The following is a 25,520-nucleotide window of genomic DNA, read 5'->3' on the forward strand; positions in this document are numbered from 1 at the left end:
ATTAATTATCCTTAGAGAGATCCCAGATATTGGGTAAGTGACGATTGGAGTAGCCGGAGACAAAAGGTTTGACGAGTCCTTCCGGGGTATAAACCGCGCGCCTGACGCCGCCGATATTGCCGCCGTAAACGTGAATACTGATAGAAACCTTATCCGCCAGCGCGTTGCTTACCCGGTGAATATCGCCATCCTGGGAGGAGACTTTTTCCACTTCGCCAGGGGAGAGTTGTTGGGCAAGGCCGCTAACCACCGGTTGTCCGCTCTTGTTCAGGCGGTAGCGCTGATTCACCTCTGCGCCGCGCAGCATACCGATAGCCCCCCACACCCGATGGTCGTGAATTGGCGTCGATTGTCCGGGCCCCCAGACGAAACTCACTACGGAAAAGCGCTGACCGGAATCGGCATGTAACAGATACTGCTGATAATGGTGAGGATGGGGCAGAGTGTACTCTTCCGGTAGCCAGTCATCTTTTTTCACCAGTTCGCCCAGACGCCGGGCCACGGCATCAAGCAAAGCGGGCTCATCGGCAAACTCGCGATGCAGGGCGTCAATGTCCTGAATAAACTGGCGTAATTTTTCCACTTGCGGTGCGGTCATGGTCGCTTCCTGTTATCGGGACTGGTCTTTACGCTAGCAAAGGCGTTAATATAATTAAAATGCAATTTCTGAATATATTAATATGCAAAAATAACATTGATAGCCTACCCATCAAGCGTCATTGGCGCAGCCAGTTTGAACACGGCCAGCGCGGAAGAACCGGAGCGTACACGTAGTACGTGAGGATTATTCGCTACGCTCACCCTTCGGGCCGCCCTGAGGGCGTTCAAAACTCTGTGAGTTTTGTCTGAGCACTGCCCAGGTTCAAAATGGCAAGCAAAATAGCTCTGATGGGCCAGGCTTTAAGGACGCTATGCGCATTGACGACATCGACGCTCTGCTGGCCACCGTACAGTTTTCTTCCCTTAACCAGGCCGCAGACTATCTTGGCATTACCCAATCGGCGATCACTCGTCGCCTTCAGCGTCTGGAACAAACTCTGAACGTCACATTGCTGGCGCGTCAGACCCGACCGCTTACCCTGACCGCCGCCGGACACCGGGTTTACGAACAGTGTCTGAGCATCAAGCGGGAAACTAAAAAGCTGTATGGCCTGCTTGATCCCGAGGCGGAACCGCAAGGCATCCTGCGGCTCGGCGTGCCGCAAAGCGTGGCGGAAACTGCGCTGCAACCGGCGCTGACGGCGCTTCGTCAGCAATTCCCCGCTCTGCAACCGCAGGTCACCTGCGGCTGGAGCGGACTGTTGCAAAGACGGCTGGCGAGCGTCGAGCTGGATGGCGTGCTGGCGATGGGGCCTGAACAACAAAGTTTTGCTGAAGGATACAGCGGGCGACTGCTGTGCCCGCTGGATATTGTGGTGATTGCGGCGAAAAGCTGGCGTCTGCACGCCGGCGCGCTGCGGGATTGCGCGGAGAAGGGCTGGGTGCTGAATGCTGATGGCTGCGGCCTGCGGGCCGGGCTGATCCGTGCGCTGCAATCACAGGGATTGCGCCTAACGCTGAATGTGGAAACCGCAGGGGCTCAGTTGCAAATTGGCCTCGTGGCTCAGGGGCTGGGACTTGGCCTGGTGCCGCGCGCTGCGCTGGCCGCCAGTCCGTGGCGCGATGACGTTACGGTATTGACGCTGGAGGATTTTCATCCCGAGGTTCATCTATGGCTGGTTCATGCGCAGAATCTGGCGAACCTCAGCCAGCCGCTCACTTTTTTTGCCGGTAAAATCGTTCAGCAGCTTAATGTATCTGGTTGAAATACATATTTAATTTATTTAAATGCCGATATCGCATATTAAGATATGATAAAAATGCATTTTGTTCATTAAGGGCCTGTGTATAGGGTAATGAAAACGCGCCGCCGCTGCGGCCCATTCGTTATCCTGATACAAGGAGTTCTGTATGAGCATTCAGTTTCTCGGCATGATTGGCCACCGTCTGTCGTCCGAAACCATTCCTCCGGCGGGGCCGATCTTCGATCGCGATTACATCGTACGCTTTGCGCAAGCCCATGAAGCTGCGGGTTTTGACCGCCTGCTGGTCGGGCACTGGTCCGATCAACCGGACGGATTTCTGGTGACTGCGCTGGCTGGGCTATCGACGCAAAACATCAATTTTCTGCTGGCTCATCGTCCCGGTTTTATCTCGCCAACCCTTGCCGCGCGTAAATTCGCCACTCTTGAGCACCTGCTGGGGGGACGCCTTGCGGTGCATATCATTAGCGGCGGCAATGACGCAGAGCAACGCCGCGATGGCGATTATCTCGATCATGATCAGCGCTATGCGCGTACCGATGCTTTCCTCGACACCATTCGCAAGGTCTGGACCGCTGAACAGCCGGTGGATATCGCCAATGATTTTTATCAGGCGGAGCAGGCCTGGTCGGCGATTCGTCCGTTGCAAAAGCCGCATATTCCCCTCTATTTCGGCGGCTCATCGGACGCGGCTATTGCGGTAGCCGGCAAACATGCCAACGTCTTCGCCCTGTGGGGAGAATCGCTGGCGCAAACCCAGGAAACTATTCAGCGCGTGCGGGCCGAGGCGGCGAAACATCAGCGTGAAATTGGCTTCAGCGTCTCATTCCGTCCGATTATCGCCGATACCGAAGCTGAGGCCTGGGAGAAGGCCGAACATATTCTCCATGTCGCTACCGAGCGGGCGGCGCAGACCGTGGGCGGTTTTAAAGCCAAACCTGATAGCGTCGGGGCGCAGCGCCTGCGGGCAACGGCAGAGCAGGGCAAGGTGGTGGATAAACGCCTGTGGACCGGGATTGCGCAACTGGTGGGCGGAGGGCACAACTCCACCGCGCTGGTTGGCACCCCGGAACAGGTCGCCGATGCGCTGCTTGATTACTACGATCTCGGCGTGCGTAATTTCCTGATCCGTGGATTCGATCCGCTCAACGATGCCCAGGACTACGGTAAAGCGCTGCTGCCGATTACTCGCGAAAAAGCCGCATTACGCGCCGTAGCGGAGCGCGCATCGTGACCACTCAGACTACCGATGACTGGGCTCAGCAGCTCCCGGAGATTCGTCAACTCATGGCGGAGCAGGCGGCCAGCCTCGACGTCAGCGGCGACTTTCCGCGGCACAATATTGACCGTCTGCGCCAGCGCGGGTTTTTAAGCCTCGCCGTGCCGCAGCAGTACGGCGGGGCGGGGGTCGGTTTGCCAGGGCTTCAGCAGGCCATCGCCGCCATTGCCTGGGGCGAACCGGCGACGGCGCTGATCGTCTGCATGCAGTATCTGCACCATCTGCGGCTGGCGGAGAACGAAAACTGGGCTGAACCGCTACGCCAGCGGGTTTTTCAGGATGCCGTCGAACGAGGTGGCTTAATCAACAGCCTGCGCGTGGAGCCGGAACTGGGCTCTCCGGCACGCGGCGGTCTGCCGCAAACCGTGGCGATCCGCAGCGCAAAGGGCTGGCAAGTTAGCGGTCATAAAATCTATACCACCGGGATCGAGGGTCTCAGCTGGCTGGCTATCTGGGGGCGCAGCGACGACAGTCCGCCGCTGATCGGCACCTGGCTGGTTCCTCGCGATAGCGACGGCATCAGCGTTGTTAAAAGCTGGGATCACGCCGGAATGCGGGCAACCGGCAGCCACGAAGTCATTCTGAAAAACGTGCGGGTGGCCGCAGAGAACGCGGTGGACGTATGGTCTTCCGATGCGCCTCCGGCTCAGGATGCCGAACAGTTCCGTCTGTTTGCCAACCGCCATACGGCGCTACTCACGGCGATTTACGACAGTATCGCTCGCGCGGCGCACGACTGGCTGGTGGCATGGCTCAACGCGCGGATTCCCGGAAATCTTGGACAACCGCTTTCCAGCCTGCCGCGTGTACAGGAAAAAGTCGGGCAAATTGACGGGCTGTTACTGGTGAATCGCACTCTGCTGGAGAAGGCCGCGGAGCTGGATTTTTCCGTCATCGAGTCGAACCTCGCAAAAGTCACCATTACCGAGAATGCTATTCAGGCGGTGAATCTGGCGCTGGAGCTCACCGGCAATCATGGTCTGAGTCGGCAAAACCCTCTGGAACGCCACTATCGCAACGTGCTGTGCGGACGGGTTCATACCCCGCAGAACGACAGTGCGTGGCTGGCGGCAGGTAAATATGTTTTTAAAAAATAAGGATAATTCATATGCGCATACTCAATTTTACCCGTTTAGCCGGGGCGGTCATCCTGCTGGCGCTGAGCGGCTATGCGGCGGCCCAGGAACGAATCACGCTGCGAATCGCCGATCAAAAAGGCGGAATGCGTTCGCAGCTGGAGGCCGCCAATGCCTTACAAAATCTCCCTTACGATATTAAGTGGTCCGAGTTCCCGGCCGCCGCGCCGCTGGCGGAAGCGCTCAATGCAGGTGCCGTGGATGCCGGGATTATCGGCGATGCGCCGTTGCTGTTCGCACTGGCTAACGGTGCGCCGGTCAAAGCTATTGCCGTCGATAAAAGCAACCCGGCCGGTACTGCTGTGCTGGTCTCTCCCGGCAGTCCGTTGAAAAACGCGGCGGATTTAAAAGGCAAGCGTATCGCCACCGGTAAGGGGTCGATTGGCCATTTCGTGGCGCTGAAAGCGCTGGAACAGGCGGGTATTTCGCCGAAAGATGTGCAGTGGGTATTTCTCGGTCCGGTGGATGCCAAAGTGGCGCTGCTTAGCGGCTCGGTTGATGCCTGGGCGACCTGGGAGCCGTATACGACCCAACTGGTCAAGACCGGTGCCGGGCAGATCCTGGTCACCGGTAAAGGGCTGCTGCCGGGCAATACCTTCCTGGCGGCAACGAATGATGCCCTTAAAGATCCGCAAAAGCATGCGGCGCTTCAGGATTACCTTAATCGCCTGGCCACGGCCCAGCGCTGGGCCTACGACAACCTCGATAGTTACGGCAAAACATTGGGGGAAATTATCCGTTTCCCGGCGGATATCGCCCGCGCGCAGTTCGCCAATCGCCATTCCCAGTGGCTGCGTCTGGACCCGCAGACGGTAGCCCAGCAGCAGTCTACAGCGGACTTTTATTTCACCAATGGGCTGATCCGCGCAAAGCTGGACGTGAAGCCGACATTTGATAATGGTTTTAGCGTGCCTGCCGCGCAGGTGGAGGTGGCACCATGATGACATCCGGTTTTTCCCGTCGTCGTTTCTTACAGTTGACCGGTAGCGCCGCGTTGGCGGGAGTATCTTTGCCGCTATGGGCCCATGATATGGCAGCCGCAGGCAGCGGGCTGGCGCATCCGGCTCTGCGCCTGGCGGAACCGTACAAAATTAAACTGGCGATCAACAAAAACGCGGTATGCCTTGCCCCCGTCGCGGTGGCGGAGCAGCAGAAAATTTTCAGTAAGTATAATCTCGATGTTGAGTTCGTTAACTTCGGTAATTCGACGGATGTGCTGCTGGAGGCGATTGCCACCGGCAAGGCCGACGCCGGAGTGGGAATGGCGTTGCGCTGGCTGAAGGCGCTGGAGCAGGGATTTGACGTTAAGCTTACTGCCGGGACTCACGGCGGCTGTTTGAATCTGCTGACGGCAAAAAATTCGCCGTTCGGCGGCCTTGATAGCCTGAAAGGGCAAACGATTGGCGTCACCGATATGGCCGGACCAGATAAAAACTTCTTCGCGATTTTACTTAAGCGCCACGGCATCGATCCGATAAGCGATGTGCAGTGGAAAGTCTATCCGGCCGATCTGCTCAGCGTGGCGCTGGATAAACGCGAAATCGCCGCCATTAGCGGCAGCGAACCGTTTAGCTATCGCCTGCTGAAAACCGGTAAATATCAGCTTATCGCCAGCAATATGACCGGCGATTACGCAAATCTGAGCTGCTGCGTGCTGGGCGTCAGCGGGACCCTGGTGCGTGATCATAAACCTGCGGCGGCCGCGCTAACTCAGGCTATTCTTGAGGCGCACAGCTATGCCGCCGCGCACCCGGAAAGCGTGGCGCAATCCTTCCTCGCCCATGCTCTGAATACCAATGAAGCGGAGATTAGCGGCATCCTTCACGGCCAGGGGCACGGCCACCACGCGGTGGGCGAGGCGTTTGTCAAAGAGCTGACACAGTACGCCGTGGACCTTCAGCGCGTTCAGGTGATCAAACAGGGCGTCGATCCTCACCAGTTTGCGGAGAGCATTTATGCCAACGTATTCGCCTGAACGGGTGCTATCGCGCCAGACAAGTCGCAGGTCGCTGTGGCGGGAAGGCGGGCTTGCCGCCGCGCTATGGCTGCTGGGCGGCCTCTTTACGCAGGCCTGGCCTGATGCCGGGCGACGTTGGCCGTTTAGCGAAGCGTGGGCGCTGGCGCAGCTGACTATCGGCGGCGGACTGTTGCTGCTGGCGCTGAGCTACCGCTACTGGCGGCAGCGGGGCGCGCGTTTGCAGCATGCCGGAAAGTGGCTGGCGCTGCTGCCGGTGCTGTTTGCGCTATGGGAAGGTCTGACGGCGAAAACGGCGTTGCTGCCTGTGCCGTTTTTCGCGCCGCCGCAGGCGCTGATTGAAGTGCTGCATGATGACTGGCCGCGTCTGCTCGATAGTCTGCTGCATTCATTGGGGTTACTCGGATTCGGTGTTTTGCTTGGCACCAGCAGCGGTTTTATCAGCGGTCTGGCGATCGGCTGGTCCCAGCGCATCGGCTACTGGGTACATCCGGTTTTACGCCTGCTGGGGCCGGTGCCGTCCACCGCCCTGCTGCCTTTATGTCTGTTTATCTTTCCCTCAAGTTTCGGCGCCAGCGTTTTTCTGATTGCGCTCAGCACCTGGTTTCCGGTCACGGTACTGACCTGGTCCGGGGTTATCGGTATCGATAAGGCGTGGTATGACGTGGCGCGGACTTTGGGTGCCAGCCAGCGCTTTCTGATCCTGCGAGTGGCGATTCCTGCCGCTTTGCCGAACGTATTTGTCGGCCTGTTTATGGGGCTTGGCGCATCATTTTCGGTATTGATTGTCGCCGAAATGGTGGGGGTGAAATCCGGGATCGGTTTTTATTTGCAATGGGCGCAGGGTTGGGCGGCATATCCCAATATGTACGCGGCGTTGCTGATGATGGCGCTTTTATGCTCTGGCCTGATAAGCGGGCTGTTTGCGGTACGTGACCGGCTGCTGAGCTGGCAGCGGGGAGGGATGCAATGGTAACTGCGACGGTAACGTCCCAGGCGACATCGATCGGGGCTGAAGTGTCGATAAATCATCTTCATCATGCGTTCACCCTCGGTAAACAGACGGTTCCGGTTCTGGAGAATATCAGCCTGCAACTACGGGCAGGAGAGAGCGTTGCGCTGCTCGGGCCATCGGGCTGCGGTAAATCGACCCTGCTGCGGCTGCTGGCGGGGCTGGAGCCGCAGCAGAGCGGGCAGATCCAGATCGATCGTACAACGATGGGCGGACCGGGGCCCGAGCGGATTCTGGTGTTTCAGGACCCGACGCTTTACCCGTGGCTGACGGTGCGGCAAAACGTGCTGCTGGGGCCGCAGGCGCAGGGGAAGAAGGGGCTGGAGCCAAAGGCCGACGCGCTGATTTCGCGAATCGGACTCCAGGCATTTAGCGAGGCGTGGCCGCGTCAGCTTTCCGGCGGGATGGCGCAACGTGCGGCGCTGGCGCGCGCGTTGTTAAATGAACCGCGCCTTCTGTTATTAGATGAGCCGCTGGGAAAACTCGATTCGCTCACACGCATCAGTATGCAGCGGGAGCTGATCGCCTTGTGGCAGCAGCAGGGCTATACCAGCCTGCTGGTGACCCACGATATCGAAGAGGCGTTACTGCTATGCGAGCGGGTACTGGTCATGTCGTCGCGTCCTGGGAGAATTATCGCCGAATTTGCGCTACCGCTTGAATTTCCTCGCCATCGTGACAATCCGCTGCTGTTGCAGCATCGGCAGGATATTTTGCGCATTCTGGGGCAGGCAGAGGATTGGTAAGGCATTGACCGGTAACCCGGATAAGGCGTTTTTACGCCTTATCCGGGAACCTGCAACTGCTTAAAAATCCATCTTCACCGTGAACTGTACTTCACGTGGGTCGCCAATCTGGTTACTGAGATTATTGGAGCCGATCGATGAGGTGTAATAGGTCTTATCGAACAGGTTCTTCACGTTAACCTGTAGAGTGACCGGATATTGCAGCTTCATCTTATAGGCCGCGAATACATCCGCTACCGCATAGCCCTGCAGATAATAGTCCGCGCCGTTGGTGCCGGAACGTTTGCTCACCGCGTGACCGCCGCCGCCGATGGTCAAGGTGTTACTGTCATAAACGTTATGAATGTCGTAGCTCAGGAACAGCGAGCCGGTGTGCTTCGGCACGTTTGGCAGCGGTTTGCCTTTGTAATCAGGGTCATCGGTCACTTTCGCGTCGGTATAACCGTAGCTGGCAATCACGCTCAGGTTATCGGTCAATGAGCCGGCAACATCCACTTCGACGCCGCGCGAGCGCACTTTCCCGGCGGTTTTGGCAATGGTTTCATCACCCACCGATTCGGTATAGAGAACATTACGCTTATCAATATCAAACAGCGCGATATTGGCGGTTACCCCGTTGAACAGCTCGAACTTAGCGCCCAGTTCGTAAGCGGTGGACTCTTCCGGCGGCAGGTTGCCGATATAGCTGGCGATGGAGGATTGCGGCATAAACGACTGCGCCACGTTACCGAACAGCGAGACAGAGGGCGTCAGCTTATAGACGAGGCCGACTTTCGGCGTCCATTTCTGGTCGCTGCTGTCGGTATTGGCGTTAAACGGACGGCCTTTACCCGCGTACTGGGTGTAATACTGATAGCGCACCCCGGCAACGGCAATCCAGTTATCGGTGAGATATAGCGCGTCCTGAACATAACCCGCATAGCTCTCCTGCCGAATACGCTGATCGCTATCGGAGGCCGAGACGCTGGAGCATTTGCCGACCGTGCCATAAACCGGGTTATAGATATTGAATCCCTGCACTTTCTTACAGCGGATCATATCGGTCCGCAGCAGATCGTAATTCTCGTAAGCCACGCCGGTAAGGATTTCGTTGTAGAAGCCGCCAATGACCACGTTACCCTGTAAATCCGCCCGCGTGGCGTGCATTTTTTGGGTTGAGCCGTGGGTAGCGTCGACGCGACGGGTCAGGTCACCGGTCGCGGAATCGTAGGCCATCACGCGGGCCTGGTTATCGTTGTAGTGATCCTGGCTGTAGCTGTAGTCAAATCGCGCGGTCCAGGCGTCATCGAGACGGTATTCCGCATTCAGCTGCGCGAGGTCGGAGTAACCCTCGGTAATGTTAAACGGTTCATCAAAACGCGTTTTGCGATCGACGTTAACCGCATGGCCGGTGTTCAGATCGAAGATGGTACCGCGATCGAACGGCGTGCTGTAGTTACGGTGGGAATACGACACGTTAACCGTCGCCCGATCGCCGAACCAGGTCAGGGAAGGGTTGATAAAGCTGCTCTTCTGCTTGCCGAAACTGCGCCAGTAGTCTTCGTTCTGGTATTCGCCAATCAGGCGATACGCGAGGCGCGTGCCTTCGACAGGGCCGGTGACATCAAACTGACCGGTGCCGCCGCCAAAGCTGGTGGAGGTGGCGGAAATCGAGCCGCCAAAGGTACGCGCCGGGCGTTTGGTGACTACGTTAATCAGTCCGCCGGGATCGAGAATACCGTACAGCGTTGACGCCGGGCCTTTAAGGACTTCGACGCGTTCGGTCGCGGCGGTAAAGCTGCGCGGTAGCACGGTGCGCAGCCCGTTGGTCATAATCGAACCGTCGCGGTTAGCGCCAAAGCCGCGGCGGGTAAATGCATCCTGAGTCCCGCCGAGGGTATTGGTCTGTACAACGTTGGCGACGTTATACAGCGCCTCGTCGAGGTTGGTGGCGTGCTGATCCTGTAGCACCTTGTCGCTCACGGTATTGACCACCTGGGGAATGTCCAGCATCGGCATCGTGGTCAGGGTAGCGGTTGAGGTGTTGACCGGTTGATAACCGTTGGTGGCGTTCTGTTGCGTGTTGTCGGCCACCACCGTAATGGTTTCATCGGCGGTTTTTTTCTCTTTATCGGCGCTATTTTCCGCAGCCAGGATCCCCGGAGAGGTTAAAAAAATCAGTGAAAAAAGCGCACGCCCTTTTAATGTCGAAAAAGGGACATTTAATGGAGTCATTTTCTGTTTCTCGTGAACGAACCTCGCCTTTGCGGGGAGGTAAAGCCAATAAAATCATTGCCCTGAAATATAGGTCTATCTGTTTTTACGCCAGTTTACGGCCAGATATGTAATTGAGAATCATTCAATCACGAAGGAATGTAGTAGTAAATGTTATGTAAGATAAAAAATCAGCAAAAGAAATAATCAATGAGTTACCGGAAAATATTAAAGGTGAATGTTATTTATTTTATTGTTTTTAATGATAATTAAATCATAGTGATGTTATGTGTTTTTGAATGATGTTTCGCTGTAGCCGGGATGCTAATGGGGTATTGACTACTACATTCATCCGCCGCATGATCAAAAGAGAATGAGAGTTATTTTTGTTTGAGTGCGGAACGCGCGGGCCTGTCGCCACGCCGTTGCGGCGCGGGAGTAAGTTATGCCACAGCGGGTGTTGCCTGCAGAGCAGGGGATTGTCCTGGATTCCCTGTCGGCCGGATATGGCCAGACGCGAATTGTCGATAATATTCAATTGACGATCCCCCACGGGAAAATGACGGTACTGGCCGGCGCCAACGGCTCGGGTAAATCAACGCTGCTGTCGACCATCGCCAGGATGCTCAGGCCGCTGGGCGGCTGTGTGCGCCTGGACGGTGAGGAAATTCATCAGATGCCGACCCGGGAAGTTTCCCGTCGTTTAGGTATTTTACCGCAATCGCCGCTGACGCCCGAAGGGCTGACGGTCTTTGAACTGGTCTCGCGCGGGCGTTATCCCTGGCAGGGGCTGATGCGTCAGTGGTCCGATGCCGATGAACAGGCAGTCGAAGAGGCGCTCCGGCTCACCGGCACCGCCGAATTCGCCCATCTGGCGGTGGATAGTCTTTCCGGCGGCCAGCGTCAGCGCTGCTGGATTGCAATGGCCCTGGCGCAGCAAACGGCGACTATTCTGCTTGATGAGCCTACCACCTGGCTCGATCTGCGCTATCAGGTGGACATTCTCGAACTGCTGCAAACCTTAACCCGCGATCATGGCCGCACCGTGGTGACCGTGCTCCACGATCTGAACTTTGCGGTGAACTACGCCGACATGCTGGTATTTCTCAAAAAAGGGCATATCGCTGGCGTGATCGGTGAAGGTGAGCTCTGTACGCCGGAGCTGATTAAAACCGTCTTTGACGTTGACGTGCAGATGTCCCTCAACCCGCTGACCGGTAAACCCTTTTTTATGCCCTTTCGCGCACGCGGGGAGGGGGCATGACGAGCGCCTCCGTGCGGCTCCTGCCGCGCCGACAATCCCGGCCGCGGCTGACGCTGGTACTGCTGAGCTTACTGCTGCTCGGCGGTTCGCTGGTGCATCTTGGTCTTGGTGCGCGCTGGATTGCGCCGCACACGGTGCTTCAGGCGCTGTTGCACTACGACCCGCGCAATTTCGATCACCGCATTATTGTTGATTTACGCCTGGTCCGGCTGGCGGCGGCGCTGCTCACCGGCGCGGCGCTTGGCGTGGCGGGGCTGCTGCTGCAGACCGTGATCCGCAATCCGCTGGGTGAGCCGCATATTCTCGGCCTTAACGCCGGGGCCTCGCTGGCGGTGGTGGCGACCTCTGCGCTGGGGATAAGCTTCGGCGGCGTCGCACTGGCACGCCCCCTGACCGCCGTCTGCGGCGCGGCGCTGCTGTTTGGTGGCGTGATGCTGCTCTCTTCCTCCGGGCGCGGCGGGGTGACGCCATTACGTATTACCCTCTGCGGGGTGGCGCTGTCGGCGTTTGCCTCGGCGGTGACGGCGGCGATTCTGATCCTCGATGAGCAAACGCTGCTGGCGATACGTACCTGGCTGGCGGGCGACCTGGCCGGTCTGAACTGGCGCACGCTGCGTTCAGCGCTGATCCCGGCCCTGAGCGGGCTGATCATCGCCCTGGTGATAGCGCCGCGTCTGAACGTGCTGGCGCTGGGCGATAAAGTCGCTCTGGGGCTGGGGGTCAGGATTATGCAGACCCGACTGCTGGGACTGGCGGCGATTGCTTTACTCTGCGGCTCGGCGGTGGCGGTGGCCGGACCGATTGGCTTTGTCGGGCTGGTGGTGCCGCATGTGGTGCGTCGGCTGGTTAGCGAAGATATTCGCCTGGCGCTACCGCTGGCCGCCCCGGTTGGCGCGCTGCTGCTGTTGCTGGCGGATATCGCCGCCCGCACGCTGGTGGCGCCCCAGGAGCTGGCGACCGGCGCGATGACCGCGCTGGTGGGCGCGCCGGTGTTTATTTTTATCGCCGCGAGGTTTTTTAAATGAAACGCGCCGTCCGTCGCGCCGGATTTCGTCCCCTTGCTATCGGCTACCGGCATATTTTACTTCGCCCGGCGGCGTTAAAAACCGCCGCTGGATTGCTGTTCGCCATCCTGTTACTGGCGCTGTTCGGCCTGACCCGTGGCAGCTTTCCGATGCCATCAGGAACCTTACTTCGCGCGCTGCTGTCGCCAGAAAACGTGGCCGAACAGCAGCGCTTTATTCTGTTTGATATCCGCCTGCCAAGGCTGTTTATGGCGCTGCTGAGCGGGGCGATGCTTGGTCTGGCGGGTGCGGCGATGCAGAGTATTACCCGCAACGGTCTGGCGGACCCCGGCCTGATCGGCGTGAAAGAGGGAGCCAGCATTGTGGTGCTGGCGCTGGTGCTGTTCTTTCCGGCGGTGGGATTAGTCTGGCGGCCGCTGGCGGGGATGCTCGGCGGCGTGCTGGTGGCGCTGCTGGTGTTGCTATTGGCGCGAGATTGCTCGCGTCCGCGTTTTATTCTTATCGGGATCGGCGTGTCGTGGACGCTGGCTTCAGCGGTTGGCATTTTTATGACCACCGCCGACGTGCGCGACGTGCAGACGGCGATGATCTGGCTGGCGGGGAGTCTGCACGCGGCGACCTGGCCGCTGTTGGCCGTGGCCTTCTGCTGGGCGTTGCCGGGGGCGCTGATTCTGTTTCTTACCGCGAGGGCCGCCGATGTGGCGCTGCTGGGCGACCGTACCGCAATCGGTCTTGGCGTTCGTTTACAGCAACTGACGCTGCTGCGCTTTTTTGCGCCGGTGCTGCTGACTTCGGCGAGCGTCTCCTGCGTCGGCAGTCTCGGTTTTGTTGGTCTGATGGCACCGCATATGGCGCGCTTTTTGCTGCGTGGCGGCCAGGTGGCGCTGCTCAGCGGCAGCGCGTTAGTTGGCGCGCTGCTGGTACTGGTCACCGATACCATCGGCCGACTGGCTTTCGCGCCGCTACAGATCCCGGCGGGAATCGTGATTGCTCTGGTTGGTTGCCCATTTTTTATTGTGCTGCTCTGGCGTCGCCGTGACGCCCTGTAAATCAAAAAGGATTGCTATGCGTTGGTTCGTTTCTCTGCTGCTGCTGTTGGCGGGCGTCGCCGCGGCCGCCGATACGCAAACTTTCACCGACGATTCAGGTCGCACGGTGACGGTTCCGCTGCATCCGCAGCGTATTGTATCGATGCACGATCTGGATATTACCATTCCGCTTATTGAGCTTGGGGTTCCGCCGGTGGCCAGCCACGGGCGCACCCGCCCGGACGGCAGCCACTTTTTACGCGCCAGCGCGCAGTTGACTGGGGTTGATTTCGATAACAGCGCGATTCAGTTTATCGGCACGGCGGACATCGACCTTGAAGCAGTAGCCGCTGCGAAACCAGATTTGATTATCACTGAACCCAGTCGTCATGTCCCGATAGAACAACTGGAGAAGATTGCGCCAACGGTAAGTATCGATCATTTGCAGGGCAGTGCGCCGCGTATTTATCGCAAGCTGGCGCAGCTGACCGGCACCCAGGCCAGGCTGGCGATCCTTGAGCGCCGCTATCAGGCGCAGATTAAGCAACTGAAGGCGACGGTCGATACGCAGAAGATCGTCGTCTCGGTGATTCAGGCTAACAACGGCAAGGTGACCGTACACCATTCCTATCATGCGCTGGGGCGCGTACTGCGCGATGCCGGGTTCCGTTTCCCGCCGCTGATCGACAAGATACCCGATGGTCAGCGGATTGACGTTAGCGCCGAGCAGTTGCCGGAGCTGGATGCCGATTTCGTGTTCGCCACCTGGCGTTCCGATACCGGCGGTAAACCGCAGGATGAACTGCAGGCGATGGAAGGCGTTATGCCTGGCGGCTGGTGTGACTTTATGCGCGCCTGCCGGAGCGGGCGCTATATTTTGCTGCCGCGTGAGGATGTGATTTCTAACTCGTTTGCCGCACTGACGCTGATGGTTGCCGAGGTGCAGTCGCATATTGCCGGTCGGCCAATGCCCGAGGGGGAGAAATGAAAACCGCGGAGAGAAGAGAGAGAGGGCGGGTCGACCTGTTCGGCGAGCGTTTTCGCGCCCGTGCGCATCAGCTTTCGCCACGCCTGCTGGCGGTAGCCAGCTATATCAATGATAACCGCGAAGTGGTGCTGGAGCGCACGGCGATGGAGATCGCCACCGCGACCCATACCTCGGATGCCACGGTCGTGCGCGCGATCCAGGCGCTGGGTTTCGCCGGACTGCGCGAACTGAAACAGACCATGGAGCGCTGGTTCGGTCCGTCGCCGACCTCGGCGGAAAAAATGCTCTCGACGGTGAGCGAACTGTCCAGCGATATCAATTCAAGTATTAATTTCGTGCTTGAAGGGCATCAGCGGGCTTGCGAGGTGCTCTCCCGGCCTGATAACCGTACGGCGATGGCGCAGGCGGTGGCGCTGCTGACCGACGCCCGTCAGGTGGGAATTTTCGGTATCGGCGCATCGGGTATCCTGGCGGAATATACCGCGCGGCTGTTGAGCCGCATTGGTTTGCCTGCGTATGTGATGAACCGCACCGGGTTCAGTCTTGCCGAGCAGTTGATTAGCCTGCAGCGTGGCGATGTGCTGATTATGATGGGGCAAAAATCCCCGCACCGTGAGGGGATGACAACGCTACGTGAAGCCCGGCGGCTCGGGATCCCGACAATCTTGTTAACGCAGGCGGTCGATTCTCGCTTTAGTCAGGAGGCGCAGGTGGTCATCGACGTGCCGCGCGGCGGCGATAACGGACGAGTGCCGTTACACGGCACGGTTCTGGTGTGCCTGGAGATGATTGTGCTATCGGTCGCTTCTACCGCGCCGCAAAAGACGGTGAAATCGATGAAGCGGATCAATGAATTGCATCGCGCGATTGGTAAATCCGGCGGTAAACGGAGCTAAACGACAGATAATCCACTATCAGAAAGGTTTTTGGTTGCATGCCATACTAAGCCTGTGTATTTTTATGCAACATAAATGCATAAAAAGGAGTTTCTATGATTAAGCACTGGCTGAAAGCAGGTTGTCTGATGGCGGCGCTGATGGGCAGCGTTCAGGCGGCTCAGCAAACGTATGTGGTTGGCGCGGGCGGCACCTATCGCCCGTTTGAGTTTGAAAATAGCCAGAAACAGCTGGAAGGTTTTGACATTGATATCATTAAAGCGATCGCCAAAGCGGAAGATTTTGATATCAAACTGGTTAATACGCCGTGGGAAGGAATTTTCGCCACCCTGAGCACCGGCGATCGCGATATTATCATTTCCGGGATCACCATTACCGATAAGCGTAAGCAGATGGTTGATTTCTCGGCCCCTTATTTCCCGGCAGAGCAGTCCATCGTTGTTCCGGCGGATTCGAAAGTCACCTCGCTGGCGGCGTTGAAAAACGAGAAAGTTGGCGTGGTGAACTCCAGCACCGGTGATATCGTGGTTTCTGAGGTGCTGGGAAAAAACAGCACCGCTATCAAGCGCTTTGATAACACTCCGCTGATGTTGCAGGAGCTGTTTGAGGATGGCGTAAGCGCGGCGGTAGGCGATGTTGGCGTAGTGAAATATTACATCAAGCAGCATCCAGAAAAGCAGTTCAAACTGGTGCCGGACGCGAAATTTGAGCGTCAGTATTTCGGTATCGCGGTGGCGAAAGGCAACAGCGAACTGCGGGCGAAAATCAACGCCGGATTACAGAAAATCATCGCTGACGGCACCTATGCCAAAATCTATAAAACCTGGTTCGACGACAACGTTCCGACGCTGCCAGCGCAATAATCCGCAGTTTGTTTTCATCACGGCTATCGACTCTGGCGATAGCCGTATTTTTTAGGGAAGAATTATGACGGGATTCCGTTGGGAGATCATTGAGGAGTACGGTCCGTTGTTTATCGACGGCGCCTTGATGACCATTAAATGTACCATTATCTGCGTGATCCTCGGCACCCTGTGGGGGCTGACTCTCGGGCTGGGGCGTATGGCGAAAGCCGAACACGGCGTGTGGAAATACGTTCTGCGTTACCTGGTGCAGTTTCCGGTACGTTTCTACGTTAGCGCATTTCGCGGCACGCCGCTGTTTGTGCAAATTATGGTGGTCCACTTCGCGCTGGTGCCGCTGTTTATCAACCCGCGCGATGGGCTGCTGGTTACCAGCGGGATAATGAGCGCCGATTTGGCCCGTGAACTGCGTTCTGACTATGGCGCGTTTCTTTCCTGTGTCGTGGCGATTACGCTGAATGCCGGCGCTTATGTGTCGGAAATTTTCCGCGCCGGTATTCAGTCGATCGATAAAGGACAAATGGAAGCCTCTCGCGCCCTGGGGATGCCGTGGTGGAAGACCATGCGTCAGGTGATTCTGCCCCAGGCGTTTCGCCGCATTCTGCCGCCGCTGGGCAACAATGCTATCGCCATTGTGAAAGATTCTTCGCTGGCCTCGGCAATTGGTCTCGCCGATCTGGCCTACGCCGCGCGTACCGTTTCCGGCGCTTACGCCACCTATTGGGAACCGTATCTGACGATCTCTCTGGTTTACTGGGTGATTACTTTCCTGCTGGCGCAGCTGGTTAACCGTCTGGAAAAGAGGTTTGGCAAAAGTGATTCATATTAAAAATCTGCATAAGCGCTTCGGCGACAGCCATGTTCTGCGCGGCATCAACTGCGATATCAAACCACAGGAAGTGGTCTGCATTATCGGTCCGTCAGGTTCGGGGAAAAGCACCTTTCTGCGCTGTATGAACGCGCTGGAAACCGTCAGTGAAGGTGAGGTTGAGGTTAATGGTTTTGCCGTTCACGATCGCGCTACCGATCTCAATAAGATGCGTGAAAGCGTCGGCATGGTTTTTCAGCGCTTCAACCTTTTCCCGCATAAAACGGTGCTGGAAAACCTGATTATGGCCCCGATAAGCCTGCGCGGCATGGTGCGAACGGAAGCGGTACATCTGGCTGAGGAACTACTGGCTAAGGTGGGGCTGAGCGATAAGCGCGACGCCTGGCCTTCCAGTCTTTCCGGCGGTCAGCAGCAGCGGGTGGCGATTGCGCGGGCGCTGGCGATGCAGCCTTCGATTATGCTGTTTGATGAGCCCACCTCGGCGCTGGATCCTGAGCTGGTGGGCGATGTACTGGAAGTGATGAAAAATCTCGCCAGCGAAGGGATGACGATGGTGATCGTGACTCACGAAATGGGGTTTGCCCGCGAAGTGGCCGACCGGGTTATTTTTATCGACCAGGGCATTATTCAGGAAGAGGGTAAACCGGCGCAGATCTTTAGCGCGCCAACTAACCCGCGCACCGCCGCTTTTCTGAGTAAAGTGCTGTAACGGTCTCCGTCCCGGCGTAGGTGCGCCGCCGGGGGCGGCCCGATAGTTAAAATCTATTGCGCCGCCTCGCTAATATCATTAATTTTTTCTTCACGTTCATTCGCGTCCGCTAACAGCGTTTTTTCGTTTGTGCCAAGGCACTGGATCAACAGGAACAGCACGCCGCTGGCCAGCAGCGCCATCACCAGCCCATCATAACCGACGACGCTGATCAGGAGTCCGCTGACTACCGGACCCGCTACGCTGCCCGCCGACCAGAAGAAGCCTAATAGCGCGTTGATCATAATTAGCTTCTGCCCGGAGAAGGTTTTCCCGGCACGAACCAGCGAAAGGGTATAGAGCGCCCCCGCCGCGGCGCCGAGAATCAAACAGCCGCTAATCAACGGGATATGCGACGACAGCAGGAAAGGCAAGGCCAGCAGAGCGAGGCAGAAGACCACCGCGCAACTGAGATGCACGCGGCGAATGCCAAAGCGGTCGGCAATCCAGCCCAGTGGCGCCTGAAACACGGCATCGCCGGTTAATACCACCGTCACCAGCAGTACCGCCATCACATCATTTAATCCTTTATCCATACCGTAGAGCGGCAGCAGCGCCAGAATGCTGGCGTCGAAAAAGGCAAAGCAGAATACGCCGGAGGCCAGCACGGGTAAAAAGGCGCCAAGGCTGCGCCAGCCGGGGCGTTCGGCGAGCCGCTCTCGGCTGCCGGAAGGTAAATGGCGGAGCATCAGCAGGCAGGCGAAGGTCACGATGCCGACCAACAACAGCGTCCAGAGCCGATATGCCTCTCCGGCGGAAATCAACAGCGGCCCCGCCAGCTGGCAGCCGGTAAACGCGGAGGCATAAATGCCGGTAAGCATCGCCCGGTTTTTGCCCGCCGCGCCGCCGGTGATCCAGCTTTCGCCAAGTACGATAATGACCCCCGAAGCCAGGCCGGTAACCAGTCGCGGCAGCAGGAGATGAGCGAGAGATAAAGCGAGGCAGGAGGCGATTGTCGCCAGCGCCAGCGCCACCAGGCTGACGGAAAGCAGCGTTCCCATCTCAAAACGCCGGCATAAGGCCGGCGAGAGGAAGGAGGAGAGCATCATTCCCGCTGGCGGCAGCGCGGCCAACAGGCCGACGTAGAAGGCATCAATCTGCTGCTGCGCCAGCGCAAGACTGATTAAGGGCACCGTATAGCCAGTGATAAATCCCACTAATGACGCCGCCATGATCATCGCCAGCGTGGGGGCCAGACGATTCTGCTCTGGGTTAAACATTTTATTTCCGATAACGGAGAAGTGAAGAGTGAATTATTCGGTAAAATTACCATATGGCTGCATAATAATTAATCATGAGCCGTATGTCACCGGGGATCTGACTGTAAAAAGGGTGAACTGGCGAAATACCATATGAAAACGGATTGTCGTTGAATTGAGCGGAAGTTGTCAGGGCGCTGGCGAAAGGATATAACCAACAGGCTGGCGGGGTACCTGTAGCCCTAACTTATTGATGAAAAGACGCGTTCAGCGCTGACGCTGTGCGGAAGAGGAGTAAGACATGGCAGTATCCCCTTCATTGATCGCCGAGGCTATTCGCTGGCGACGTGATTTTCATGCTTGTCCTGAGCTGGGGTATCAGGAACAGGAAACCTCACGCCGGGTGGCCGAACTGCTCGTCTCATTTGGTCTTCAGGTGCATAGCGGGCTGGCGGGTACGGGCGTGGTTGCGACGCTGGAAAACGGCCCCGGACCGGTGATTGGCCTGCGGGCAGATATGGACGCTCTGCCGATAACCGAGTTGGGAGACGTGAGCTATAAATCGCGCAATCCTGGGGTGATGCACGCCTGTGGTCACGATGGTCATAGCGCGATGCTGCTGGCGGCAGCGGCGCATCTGGCGCAGACCCGACGTTTTCGCGGCACCGTCCACTTTGTGTTTCAGCCCGCCGAAGAGAATCTTGGCGGCGCGCGTAAAATGGTTGAAGAGGGGCTTTTCGAGCGCTTCCCGATGGACGCCATTTACGCCCTGCATAACTGGCCGGGCATTCCGCTGGGGCAGGTGGTGATTAACAGTGGTGCGATGATGGCATCGCTTGATGCATTCGAAATTACCCTGACAGGTAAAAGCTGTCATGCGGCGATGCCCGAGCGCGGCGCGGACCCCGTCGTGGCCGCCGCGCAGTTGATTATGGCGCTGCAAACGATCCCTTCGCGCCGCCTGTCGCCCCAGGAGGCGACGGTAGTGAGCATTACGCAGATTGCCGGTGGCGAGGCGATTAACGTGCTGCCGGACAAAGTGGTGCTCCGCGGAACCTTTCGCTGCCTGAACAACCAGGTGCGCGAGCGGGTCAGGGGGCTGATCGAAAGCTATGTTGCCGCTCAGCCTCAGGTCTCAGACGTTGAAGGGCAAATTTTATGGTATCCCGGTTATCCGGTGACCACCAACCACGCTGTGGAAGCGCAGAAGGTGCGCGAAGCGGCAACCACTCTGCTGGGCGAATCAGCGGTAAGCTGGAACGGTAATCCATCAATGGCGTCGGAAGATTTTGCCTGCATGCTGGAGGCCTGTCCGGGAGCCTATTTCTGGATTGGCACTGACGGTGAAACGCCGTCGAAGCCGCTGCACAATGCCGGGTATGATTTTAATGACGATCTGATCCCACATGGCGTGGCGCTGTGGACGGCGCTGGTGGAGACGCTACTGGCGTAAGATGCGGTACTGCGCGCCTGTCCGGGATACAAGGTCGCGAATGCGGCAGGCTTGCCGGACGGGCAAGACACCAGCCGTCGCCTTGCGAAGACGCAGGATACAGAGGGAGAAGCTTCCTTCTCCCTCTGTCGTATTACACGTTAACTGCGGCTTTCAGCCGGGCTTTCATTTTGCTGTAGCTTGTGCTGGCGTACTGCTCGGCCCAGCGCTGATCGGCAATGGCTTCCACCTTCACCGCACAGTATTTGGTTTCCGGCGTCTTCGAGATCGGGTCGAGGTTATCCTGAGTCAGCTCGTTACAGGCGCCCACCCACCACTGATAGGTCATATATACGGCACCTGTGTTAATTCGATCGCTGATATCGGCGCGGGTCATCACCTTGCCGCGTCGGGAACTGACCCACACCAGCTGTTGGTCGGCAATCCCCAGACGCTGCGCGTCGGCGCTGTTGATTTGTAGCCGGCCGGGTTCATCGGCAAGCGCTTGCAGGGCGGCGCAGTTACCGGTCATTGAACGGCATGAATAGTGGCCGACTTCACGCACGGTACAGAGAACCAGCGGATACGCTTCATCCGGCGTTTCGGCGGGGGCACGCCACGGCGCGGCAAACAGCTGGCCCTTGCCGGTTGGCGTATCAAAGCGGTTATCTTTATACAGCCAGGGTGTGCCGGGATGATCGAGCGTCGGGCACGGCCACTGCACATGGTTCATCTCGCCCATTTTTTCATAAGTGGCGCCGTAAAATAGCGGGCAAAGTTCGCGCATTTCGTCCCAGATCTGCTGATTATTGGCGTAATGCATCGGGTAGCCCATTTCCTGCGCCAACAGGCTGATGATTTCCCAGTCGCGTTTAACGTTGCCGCTTGCTTTAATCGCCTGTTCGAAGCGCTGGAAACCGCGATCGGCGCAGGTAAAGACGCCGCCGTGCTCGCCCCACGAGGTGGCGGGCAGCAGCACATCGGCGATTTCTGCGGTTTTGGTCATAAAGATATCCTGCACCACCACAAAATCGAGCGCCTCGATACCTTTACGTACCAGCCCCAGATCGGCTTCAGTCTGCAGCGGGTCTTCGCCCATGATGTAGTAAGCTTTGATATCGCCGGTCAGCGCTTTATGCGGCACTTCGGTGATGCGGGTCCCGACCTTATCGTCCATGATCGCCGGATCAATTCCCCAGGCTTTGGCGAATTTAGCGCGAACGCTGGCATCGGTCACGTATTGATAACCGGGGAACATATTCGGCAGAACCCCCATATCGCAGGCCCCCTGCACGTTATTTTGTCCGCGCACCGGGCCGACGCCGACGTTGGGGCGTCCAAGATTGCCGGTTAATAGCGCGAGGCTCGCCAGTCCTCTGACCACATCCACCGCCTGACCAAACTGGGTCACTCCCATTCCCCACATAATGGTGGCGGAAGGCGCGGCGGCATACATGCGCATGGCCTCGCGGATGACACTTGCCGACACGCCCACGATGCCTTCGACAGCTTCGGGAGAATAGTCTTTGACCATGTCACGATAGGCATCCAGCCCTTCGGTAAAACGCGCAACATAATCGTGATTGTAGAGATCCTCTTCCAGCAGGACGTGGGCGAAGGCGTTAACCAGCGCCATATTGCTGCCGTTATTGAGCTGAAGATGACGATCGGCGATGCGGGCGGTTTCGATACGGCGCGGATCGCAGACGATGATTTTCGCGCCGTTTTCGCGCGCTTTAATCACCCGCCGGGCGACGATAGGGTGGGAGTCGGCGCAGTTATAGCCAAATACCAGCAAACATTTTGAGTTTTCGATCTCGCTAATCGAGTTGCTCATCGCGCCGTTGCCGAGCGCCAGTTGCAGCCCGGCGACCGAGGGGCCGTGACAAACGCGGGCGCAGCAGTCGACGTTATTGGTATTGAGTACCGCACGGGCGAATTTTTGCATCACATAGTTGGTTTCATTGCCGGTGCCACGGGAAGAACCGGTCGTCATAATGGCGCGCGGGCCATATTTCTCTTTTATTTCGCGCAATTTTTTCGCCGTATAGCGGATAGCTTCATCCCAACTGACCGGGGTGAATTTACCGCCTTTCTGATAGCGAATCATCGGTTGCTTCAGGCGTGGCGTCAGCAACTGGGTATCGTTGAGAAAATCCCAGCCGTAGTAACCTTTGAGGCACAGCTGATTTTGGTTGGTTAAGCCATCAGCGGCTTCGGCACGGATAATTTTATTGTTATCGACAACCAGCTTAAGCTTGCAACCGGCTCCGCAATAAGGACAAACGCTCGTGATTTTTTTCATCAGTAACAGACCTGTTAACAGAGAATAAACAACAACGGACAGGCCGATCCGGCCAGCCATTGTCAGGGCGTCATTCACCAACGCACGGGCAGATGACGAGAGCGTAATGCACAGAGTGTGCCAAATTTAATTGATTGATTTTAAATAAAATATTGATGCTTGCAGACCGGAGTGGCAATGATGTCGACACTAATGACGATGCCATGACGCCCGCAGGGGCGTCATGATGGCGGTTCAGGCCAGCGTCTGTAGCGCTGAGAGCGTTTCGTCCGGTAAACCCACCTGTCGGGCGGCGGCGCAAATCGCCTGCCAGCTCCCGGCATCCAGTGGAATACCCTGTGCAAGGCGTTGCTGGCGGTTAGCTTCCTCCCACTCGCCGGGCGCCAGAATCGGCGCGTCTGCATCATGCGGCGACTGTTTACACCAGTCAATAAACGCTTCGGTCTCGCGTTGCATATCCGGGGCATCGAACGCTGCCGGGCTGAGAATGACGGTGGTCATACAGTTGAAAATCGCGTCAACGCTGGTCTGCAGCGTCTCCTTATGGGAGGTTTTCCCACCGGAAACCGCGCCGCCGATAACTTCACATAATGTCGCCAGCGCGTAACCTTTATGTTCGGCAAAGGTCAGCAACGCGCCCAGCGGTGAGGTCTGCATTACTGCCGGGTCGGTGGTGGGGACGCCCTGGGCATCGATTAACGAACCAGCCGGTACCGGGACGCCTTTATGCCAGGCGACGCGGGTTTTACCAAAGGCGATGGCGCTTGTGGCGTAATCGAGCAGCAGCGGCGGATGTCCCTCACGCGGAAAAACCACGCACAACGGGTTGGTGCCAAAACGGCTGTCTTTCCCCCGAAATGGGGCGACCATAATGTTGCCGATGACGTTAACGAAGTGAATGGAGATCATCCCGGCCGCCGCGCACTGTTCCGCCCAGTAACCGATGCGGCCAATATGGTGGGCATTGCGCAGCGCGACGGCGGCCATACCGTGCTGTTTTGCTTTCTCAATGCCGATCTGCATGGCTTCGTGCGCCACCACCTGCCCGAATCCCCGGTTGCCATCGAGAGTCACGACGGCGCCAGCGTCTTTCATCACGCTGACATGGCGGTTGAACTGTAAATAGCCCTGGGCGTGGGAGCGAACGTAACTCGGGATCATCCCTACGCCGTGAGAATCGTGTCCGGCAAGGTTGGCGGCGATCAGATGGTCGGCGATCAGCGATGCTTCGGTTGGCGCGCTCCCCATATGCGTGAAAAGGGTTTCAACAAACTGCCGCAGTTCGGTGGCCTGAAAGCGATATCCTGTTTGCACTGATGTCCTCCTGTTATTGAGTGCGGGATGATTATTTTATTGTGTATGCGTTTCCATGCTGCGCGCCATGCCGGAGAAGATCAAGGTTTGAACGCCGCAGAAAAGAGGCGGGGTGAGGGAGAGAGAACAGCGTTGAGGCCCGTAAGTCTGGTCGTAGTGCGAAGAATCCTTATGATTAAAGCCTCATAATCAATCACCCATGCAGTGTTACAGGGATATATAAGAGAATACAATAATGAATACGAGTGCAATCCTGTTGTTGACCATCGCGATTTCCCTGTTGGGCATTTCAGTCTATAGCTTGTTGAGCTATATTAAAGAACGCAGGGCTAAACGTTTTCGTCCTTTTCGCCAGCGATAAGATAACCTTATTACACGGAGTATTAGCTGGCCTTATTATAGTTGTCGCGCCATGTTTTTGGTGAGACAAGATATTTTTCGCGAAATTGCTTGCTAAATAATGGATGGCTGACAAAACCGCAAATCCATGAAATCTGTTCGATGCGGAGATGTCGATTATTCTCCAACATCTCGCGTGCCGCCTCCAGACGTATTTCTTTAATCAGCGTCATGACGGATGTTTTCTGTTCATTAAAAGCTCTGTCGAGGCTGGCGCGTGAACAGCGAAGGTGTTGCGTCAGAACGTTCGGCGACAAGTTATGTTGATGATAATTCTGAATAATAAACGATTTTGCGCCATTAAAAAGGTGACTCAGTTTACCGGGCGTGAATAAGCCTTTTTCTTTTGCTACATCGGCAAGCATAATTAACGCTATGTTATGTAATCCGTCAACGATGGTGGCTGTCTCTTTACTCGAAAGCATGGCGGATTGCCGGTCCAATAATAGCATATGTGATTTCAGAAAGTTGGCCAGGTGGTGGTTTTCGAGTGATACGATCGGACTGCGTAATTTGCCATTAAAGACGTCATTGGTCATATCACTGCGTGGAATAACATAGAGTTGCTTAACGTCATTGCACTGATAATGGTAATAATCGTTGCGTTGATGAACAATTAAGGTTCCCTGATTTAGCTGCGTGGTGGCTGAATTGTTATGACTGTGAATGATCTGATTACCATGAACGATCAGTGAAATATAAATCGAGGATGCCGTAGTCTGATGTGGGTCGAATATTGTCTCGTTTCTGGAGCCCATTGCACTACAATAATCGCCATTAACGCCGGAGATTGTTTTATGATTAGCGACAATGTCTTCCGGCCGTCGGTTGTTAACGACATGAAGCCCGTAGCAGCGAATATCTTGTGAGAGTAGCTGATAGCGCGCATCCGGAGCGATATCCTCCGTGGATAAAACATGTGGAACGTACAGCGCCGTAGGTCTGGACATCGTAGTCTCTTTTCCCAGGGGTGACGGTTACAGGTGCGTGTTTTTATCCTCTCATTATAAGATTAATCTTAGTAAGATCCAGAGGTGAAACAATTTTTTTACATGTTGTTGATGGTTTCAGCGAAGTGCTGTTGCTG

At 56.9% G+C, this 25,520-nt stretch carries 20 protein-coding genes and 3 pseudogenes; 17 read left to right on the top strand and 6 right to left on the bottom strand.

Features of this window, described 5'->3' with window-relative positions:
• Window position 1: 1 nt before the first annotated feature.
• The gene (locus tag ABK821_RS18070) at window positions 2–598 is read right to left on the bottom strand and encodes a cysteine dioxygenase (protein ID WP_138358767.1); all 597 of its coding nucleotides are present in this window, start codon (window positions 596–598) and stop codon (window positions 2–4) included.
• 313 nt (window positions 599–911) lie between these two features.
• Here ABK821_RS18070 and ABK821_RS18075 point away from each other — a divergent pair, with 313 nt between their 5' ends.
• The 7 genes and pseudogenes from ABK821_RS18075 to ABK821_RS18105 all read left to right on the top strand — a co-directional run bounded on the left by ABK821_RS18075 (window position 912) and on the right by ABK821_RS18105 (window position 7,950).
• Window positions 912–1,805: a LysR family transcriptional regulator gene (locus ABK821_RS18075; RefSeq protein WP_138358769.1), complete on the top strand. Its 894-nt coding sequence runs from the start codon at window positions 912–914 to the stop codon at window positions 1,803–1,805.
• 145 nt (window positions 1,806–1,950) lie between these two features.
• Window positions 1,951–3,055, top strand: a pseudogene (locus ABK821_RS18080) (LLM class flavin-dependent oxidoreductase).
• Between the two features lie 34 nt (window positions 3,056–3,089).
• Window positions 3,090–4,178: an acyl-CoA dehydrogenase family protein gene (locus tag ABK821_RS18085; RefSeq protein WP_395034017.1), complete on the top strand. Its 1,089-nt coding sequence runs from the start codon at window positions 3,090–3,092 to the stop codon at window positions 4,176–4,178.
• Between the two features lie 11 nt (window positions 4,179–4,189).
• Window positions 4,190–5,158: an ABC transporter substrate-binding protein gene (locus tag ABK821_RS18090; RefSeq protein WP_138358773.1), complete on the top strand. Its 969-nt coding sequence runs from the start codon at window positions 4,190–4,192 to the stop codon at window positions 5,156–5,158.
• Window positions 5,155–6,192, top strand: coding sequence for an ABC transporter substrate-binding protein (locus ABK821_RS18095; protein WP_138358775.1), 1,038 nt, complete (start codon window positions 5,155–5,157; stop codon window positions 6,190–6,192). The genes ABK821_RS18090 and ABK821_RS18095 overlap by 4 nt, the downstream gene beginning before the upstream one ends.
• Window positions 6,173–7,168 carry an ABC transporter permease gene (locus ABK821_RS18100; RefSeq protein ID WP_395034010.1) on the top strand — a complete coding sequence of 332 codons (996 nt, stop codon included), beginning with the start codon at window positions 6,173–6,175 and terminating at the stop codon, window positions 7,166–7,168. Before ABK821_RS18095 ends, ABK821_RS18100 begins: the two co-directional genes overlap by 20 nt.
• Window positions 7,162–7,950: an ABC transporter ATP-binding protein gene (locus ABK821_RS18105; protein ID WP_395034011.1), complete on the top strand. Its 789-nt coding sequence runs from the start codon at window positions 7,162–7,164 to the stop codon at window positions 7,948–7,950. Before ABK821_RS18100 ends, ABK821_RS18105 begins: the two co-directional genes overlap by 7 nt.
• A 60-nt stretch (window positions 7,951–8,010) precedes the next feature.
• Here ABK821_RS18105 and ABK821_RS18110 read toward each other — a convergent pair whose 3' ends face one another.
• Window positions 8,011–10,083 carry a TonB-dependent siderophore receptor gene (locus tag ABK821_RS18110; RefSeq protein WP_142501860.1) on the bottom strand — a complete coding sequence of 691 codons (2,073 nt, stop codon included), beginning with the start codon at window positions 10,081–10,083 and terminating at the stop codon, window positions 8,011–8,013.
• A 505-nt stretch (window positions 10,084–10,588) separates the two neighbouring features.
• Here ABK821_RS18110 and ABK821_RS18115 point away from each other — a divergent pair.
• From ABK821_RS18115 to ABK821_RS18150, 8 genes and pseudogenes are all read left to right on the top strand, one after another.
• Window positions 10,589–11,407 (top strand): ABC transporter ATP-binding protein, encoded by an 819-nt coding sequence (locus ABK821_RS18115; RefSeq protein ID WP_138358781.1) that lies wholly within the window; start codon window positions 10,589–10,591, stop codon window positions 11,405–11,407.
• The gene (locus ABK821_RS18120; protein WP_142501402.1) at window positions 11,404–12,432 is read left to right on the top strand and encodes an iron ABC transporter permease; all 1,029 of its coding nucleotides are present in this window, start codon (window positions 11,404–11,406) and stop codon (window positions 12,430–12,432) included. The genes ABK821_RS18115 and ABK821_RS18120 overlap by 4 nt, the downstream gene beginning before the upstream one ends.
• Window positions 12,429–13,481, top strand: a complete 1,053-nt coding sequence (locus tag ABK821_RS18125) for an iron ABC transporter permease (RefSeq protein WP_343178295.1) — start codon at window positions 12,429–12,431, stop codon at window positions 13,479–13,481. Before ABK821_RS18120 ends, ABK821_RS18125 begins: the two co-directional genes overlap by 4 nt.
• A pseudogene (locus tag ABK821_RS18130) lies at window positions 13,472–14,448 on the top strand (iron-siderophore ABC transporter substrate-binding protein); the annotation flags it as partial. The gene ABK821_RS18125 and the pseudogene ABK821_RS18130, both read left to right, overlap by 10 nt.
• Window positions 14,414–15,344: pseudogene (locus ABK821_RS18135) on the top strand (MurR/RpiR family transcriptional regulator). The pseudogenes ABK821_RS18130 and ABK821_RS18135, both read left to right, overlap by 35 nt.
• Window positions 15,345–15,439: 95 nt before the next feature.
• The gene (locus ABK821_RS18140) at window positions 15,440–16,207 is read left to right on the top strand and encodes a basic amino acid ABC transporter substrate-binding protein (RefSeq protein ID WP_138358791.1); all 768 of its coding nucleotides are present in this window, start codon (window positions 15,440–15,442) and stop codon (window positions 16,205–16,207) included.
• A gap of 64 nt (window positions 16,208–16,271) precedes the next feature.
• Window positions 16,272–17,036: an amino acid ABC transporter permease gene (locus tag ABK821_RS18145; RefSeq protein WP_138358793.1), complete on the top strand. Its 765-nt coding sequence runs from the start codon at window positions 16,272–16,274 to the stop codon at window positions 17,034–17,036.
• Window positions 17,023–17,745: an amino acid ABC transporter ATP-binding protein gene (locus ABK821_RS18150; RefSeq protein ID WP_138359015.1), complete on the top strand. Its 723-nt coding sequence runs from the start codon at window positions 17,023–17,025 to the stop codon at window positions 17,743–17,745. The genes ABK821_RS18145 and ABK821_RS18150 overlap by 14 nt, the downstream gene beginning before the upstream one ends.
• 53 nt (window positions 17,746–17,798) lie before the next feature.
• Here the strand turns inward: ABK821_RS18150 and ABK821_RS18155 are convergent, their stop codons facing one another.
• The gene (locus ABK821_RS18155; RefSeq protein WP_138358795.1) at window positions 17,799–19,004 is read right to left on the bottom strand and encodes an MFS transporter; all 1,206 of its coding nucleotides are present in this window, start codon (window positions 19,002–19,004) and stop codon (window positions 17,799–17,801) included.
• Between the two features lie 280 nt (window positions 19,005–19,284).
• Between ABK821_RS18155 and ABK821_RS18160 the strand changes: the two genes are divergently transcribed.
• Window positions 19,285–20,436, top strand: a complete 1,152-nt coding sequence (locus ABK821_RS18160; protein ID WP_395034012.1) for a M20 aminoacylase family protein — start codon at window positions 19,285–19,287, stop codon at window positions 20,434–20,436.
• Between the two features lie 133 nt (window positions 20,437–20,569).
• On the opposite strand, the gene fdhF is transcribed toward ABK821_RS18160, so the two are convergent.
• Together fdhF and ABK821_RS18170 are read right to left on the bottom strand one after the other, a co-directional pair.
• On the bottom strand, window positions 20,570–22,720 hold the full coding sequence (gene fdhF / locus ABK821_RS18165; RefSeq protein ID WP_138358799.1) for a formate dehydrogenase subunit alpha: 2,151 nt from the start codon (window positions 22,718–22,720) through the stop codon (window positions 20,570–20,572).
• A 234-nt stretch (window positions 22,721–22,954) separates the two neighbouring features.
• Window positions 22,955–24,034 (bottom strand): malate/lactate/ureidoglycolate dehydrogenase, encoded by a 1,080-nt coding sequence (locus ABK821_RS18170; RefSeq protein ID WP_142501398.1) that lies wholly within the window; start codon window positions 24,032–24,034, stop codon window positions 22,955–22,957.
• Window positions 24,035–24,269: 235 nt separating this feature from the next.
• Here ABK821_RS18170 and ABK821_RS18175 point away from each other — a divergent pair, with 235 nt between their 5' ends.
• Window positions 24,270–24,395, top strand: a complete 126-nt coding sequence (locus ABK821_RS18175; protein WP_138358803.1) for a small membrane protein — start codon at window positions 24,270–24,272, stop codon at window positions 24,393–24,395.
• Window positions 24,396–24,417: 22 nt separating this feature from the next.
• Here the strand turns inward: ABK821_RS18175 and ABK821_RS18180 are convergent, their stop codons facing one another.
• The gene (locus tag ABK821_RS18180; RefSeq protein ID WP_138358805.1) at window positions 24,418–25,383 is read right to left on the bottom strand and encodes a helix-turn-helix domain-containing protein; all 966 of its coding nucleotides are present in this window, start codon (window positions 25,381–25,383) and stop codon (window positions 24,418–24,420) included.
• Between the last annotated feature and the right edge of the window lie 137 nt (window positions 25,384–25,520).

The sequence above is a fragment of the Klebsiella sp. KE9456 genome, from assembly GCF_043832615.1.
Taxonomy (GTDB): Bacteria; Pseudomonadota; Gammaproteobacteria; order Enterobacterales; family Enterobacteriaceae; genus Klebsiella; species Klebsiella indica.

Bases quoted from the DNA above. Each gene is read 5' to 3' on its own strand.
- ABK821_RS18070 (WP_138358767.1), bottom strand. From the start codon at position 598: ATGACCGCACCGCAAGTGGAAAAATTACGCCAGTTTATTCAGGACATT.
- ABK821_RS18075 (WP_138358769.1), top strand. From the start codon at position 912: ATGCGCATTGACGACATCGACGCTCTGCTGGCCACCGTACAGTTTTCT.
- ABK821_RS18085 (WP_395034017.1), top strand. From the start codon at position 3,090: ATGGCGGAGCAGGCGGCCAGCCTCGACGTCAGCGGCGACTTTCCGCGG.
- ABK821_RS18090 (WP_138358773.1), top strand. From the start codon at position 4,190: ATGCGCATACTCAATTTTACCCGTTTAGCCGGGGCGGTCATCCTGCTG.
- ABK821_RS18095 (WP_138358775.1), top strand. From the start codon at position 5,155: ATGATGACATCCGGTTTTTCCCGTCGTCGTTTCTTACAGTTGACCGGT.
- ABK821_RS18100 (WP_395034010.1), top strand. From the start codon at position 6,173: ATGCCAACGTATTCGCCTGAACGGGTGCTATCGCGCCAGACAAGTCGC.
- ABK821_RS18105 (WP_395034011.1), top strand. From the start codon at position 7,162: ATGGTAACTGCGACGGTAACGTCCCAGGCGACATCGATCGGGGCTGAA.
- ABK821_RS18115 (WP_138358781.1), top strand. From the start codon at position 10,589: ATGCCACAGCGGGTGTTGCCTGCAGAGCAGGGGATTGTCCTGGATTCC.
- ABK821_RS18120 (WP_142501402.1), top strand. From the start codon at position 11,404: ATGACGAGCGCCTCCGTGCGGCTCCTGCCGCGCCGACAATCCCGGCCG.
- ABK821_RS18125 (WP_343178295.1), top strand. From the start codon at position 12,429: ATGAAACGCGCCGTCCGTCGCGCCGGATTTCGTCCCCTTGCTATCGGC.
- ABK821_RS18140 (WP_138358791.1), top strand. From the start codon at position 15,440: ATGATTAAGCACTGGCTGAAAGCAGGTTGTCTGATGGCGGCGCTGATG.
- ABK821_RS18145 (WP_138358793.1), top strand. From the start codon at position 16,272: ATGACGGGATTCCGTTGGGAGATCATTGAGGAGTACGGTCCGTTGTTT.
- ABK821_RS18155 (WP_138358795.1), bottom strand. From the start codon at position 19,004: ATGTTTAACCCAGAGCAGAATCGTCTGGCCCCCACGCTGGCGATGATC.
- ABK821_RS18160 (WP_395034012.1), top strand. From the start codon at position 19,285: ATGGCAGTATCCCCTTCATTGATCGCCGAGGCTATTCGCTGGCGACGT.
- fdhF (WP_138358799.1), bottom strand. From the start codon at position 22,720: ATGAAAAAAATCACGAGCGTTTGTCCTTATTGCGGAGCCGGTTGCAAG.
- ABK821_RS18175 (WP_138358803.1), top strand. From the start codon at position 24,270: ATGAATACGAGTGCAATCCTGTTGTTGACCATCGCGATTTCCCTGTTG.
- ABK821_RS18180 (WP_138358805.1), bottom strand. From the start codon at position 25,383: ATGTCCAGACCTACGGCGCTGTACGTTCCACATGTTTTATCCACGGAG.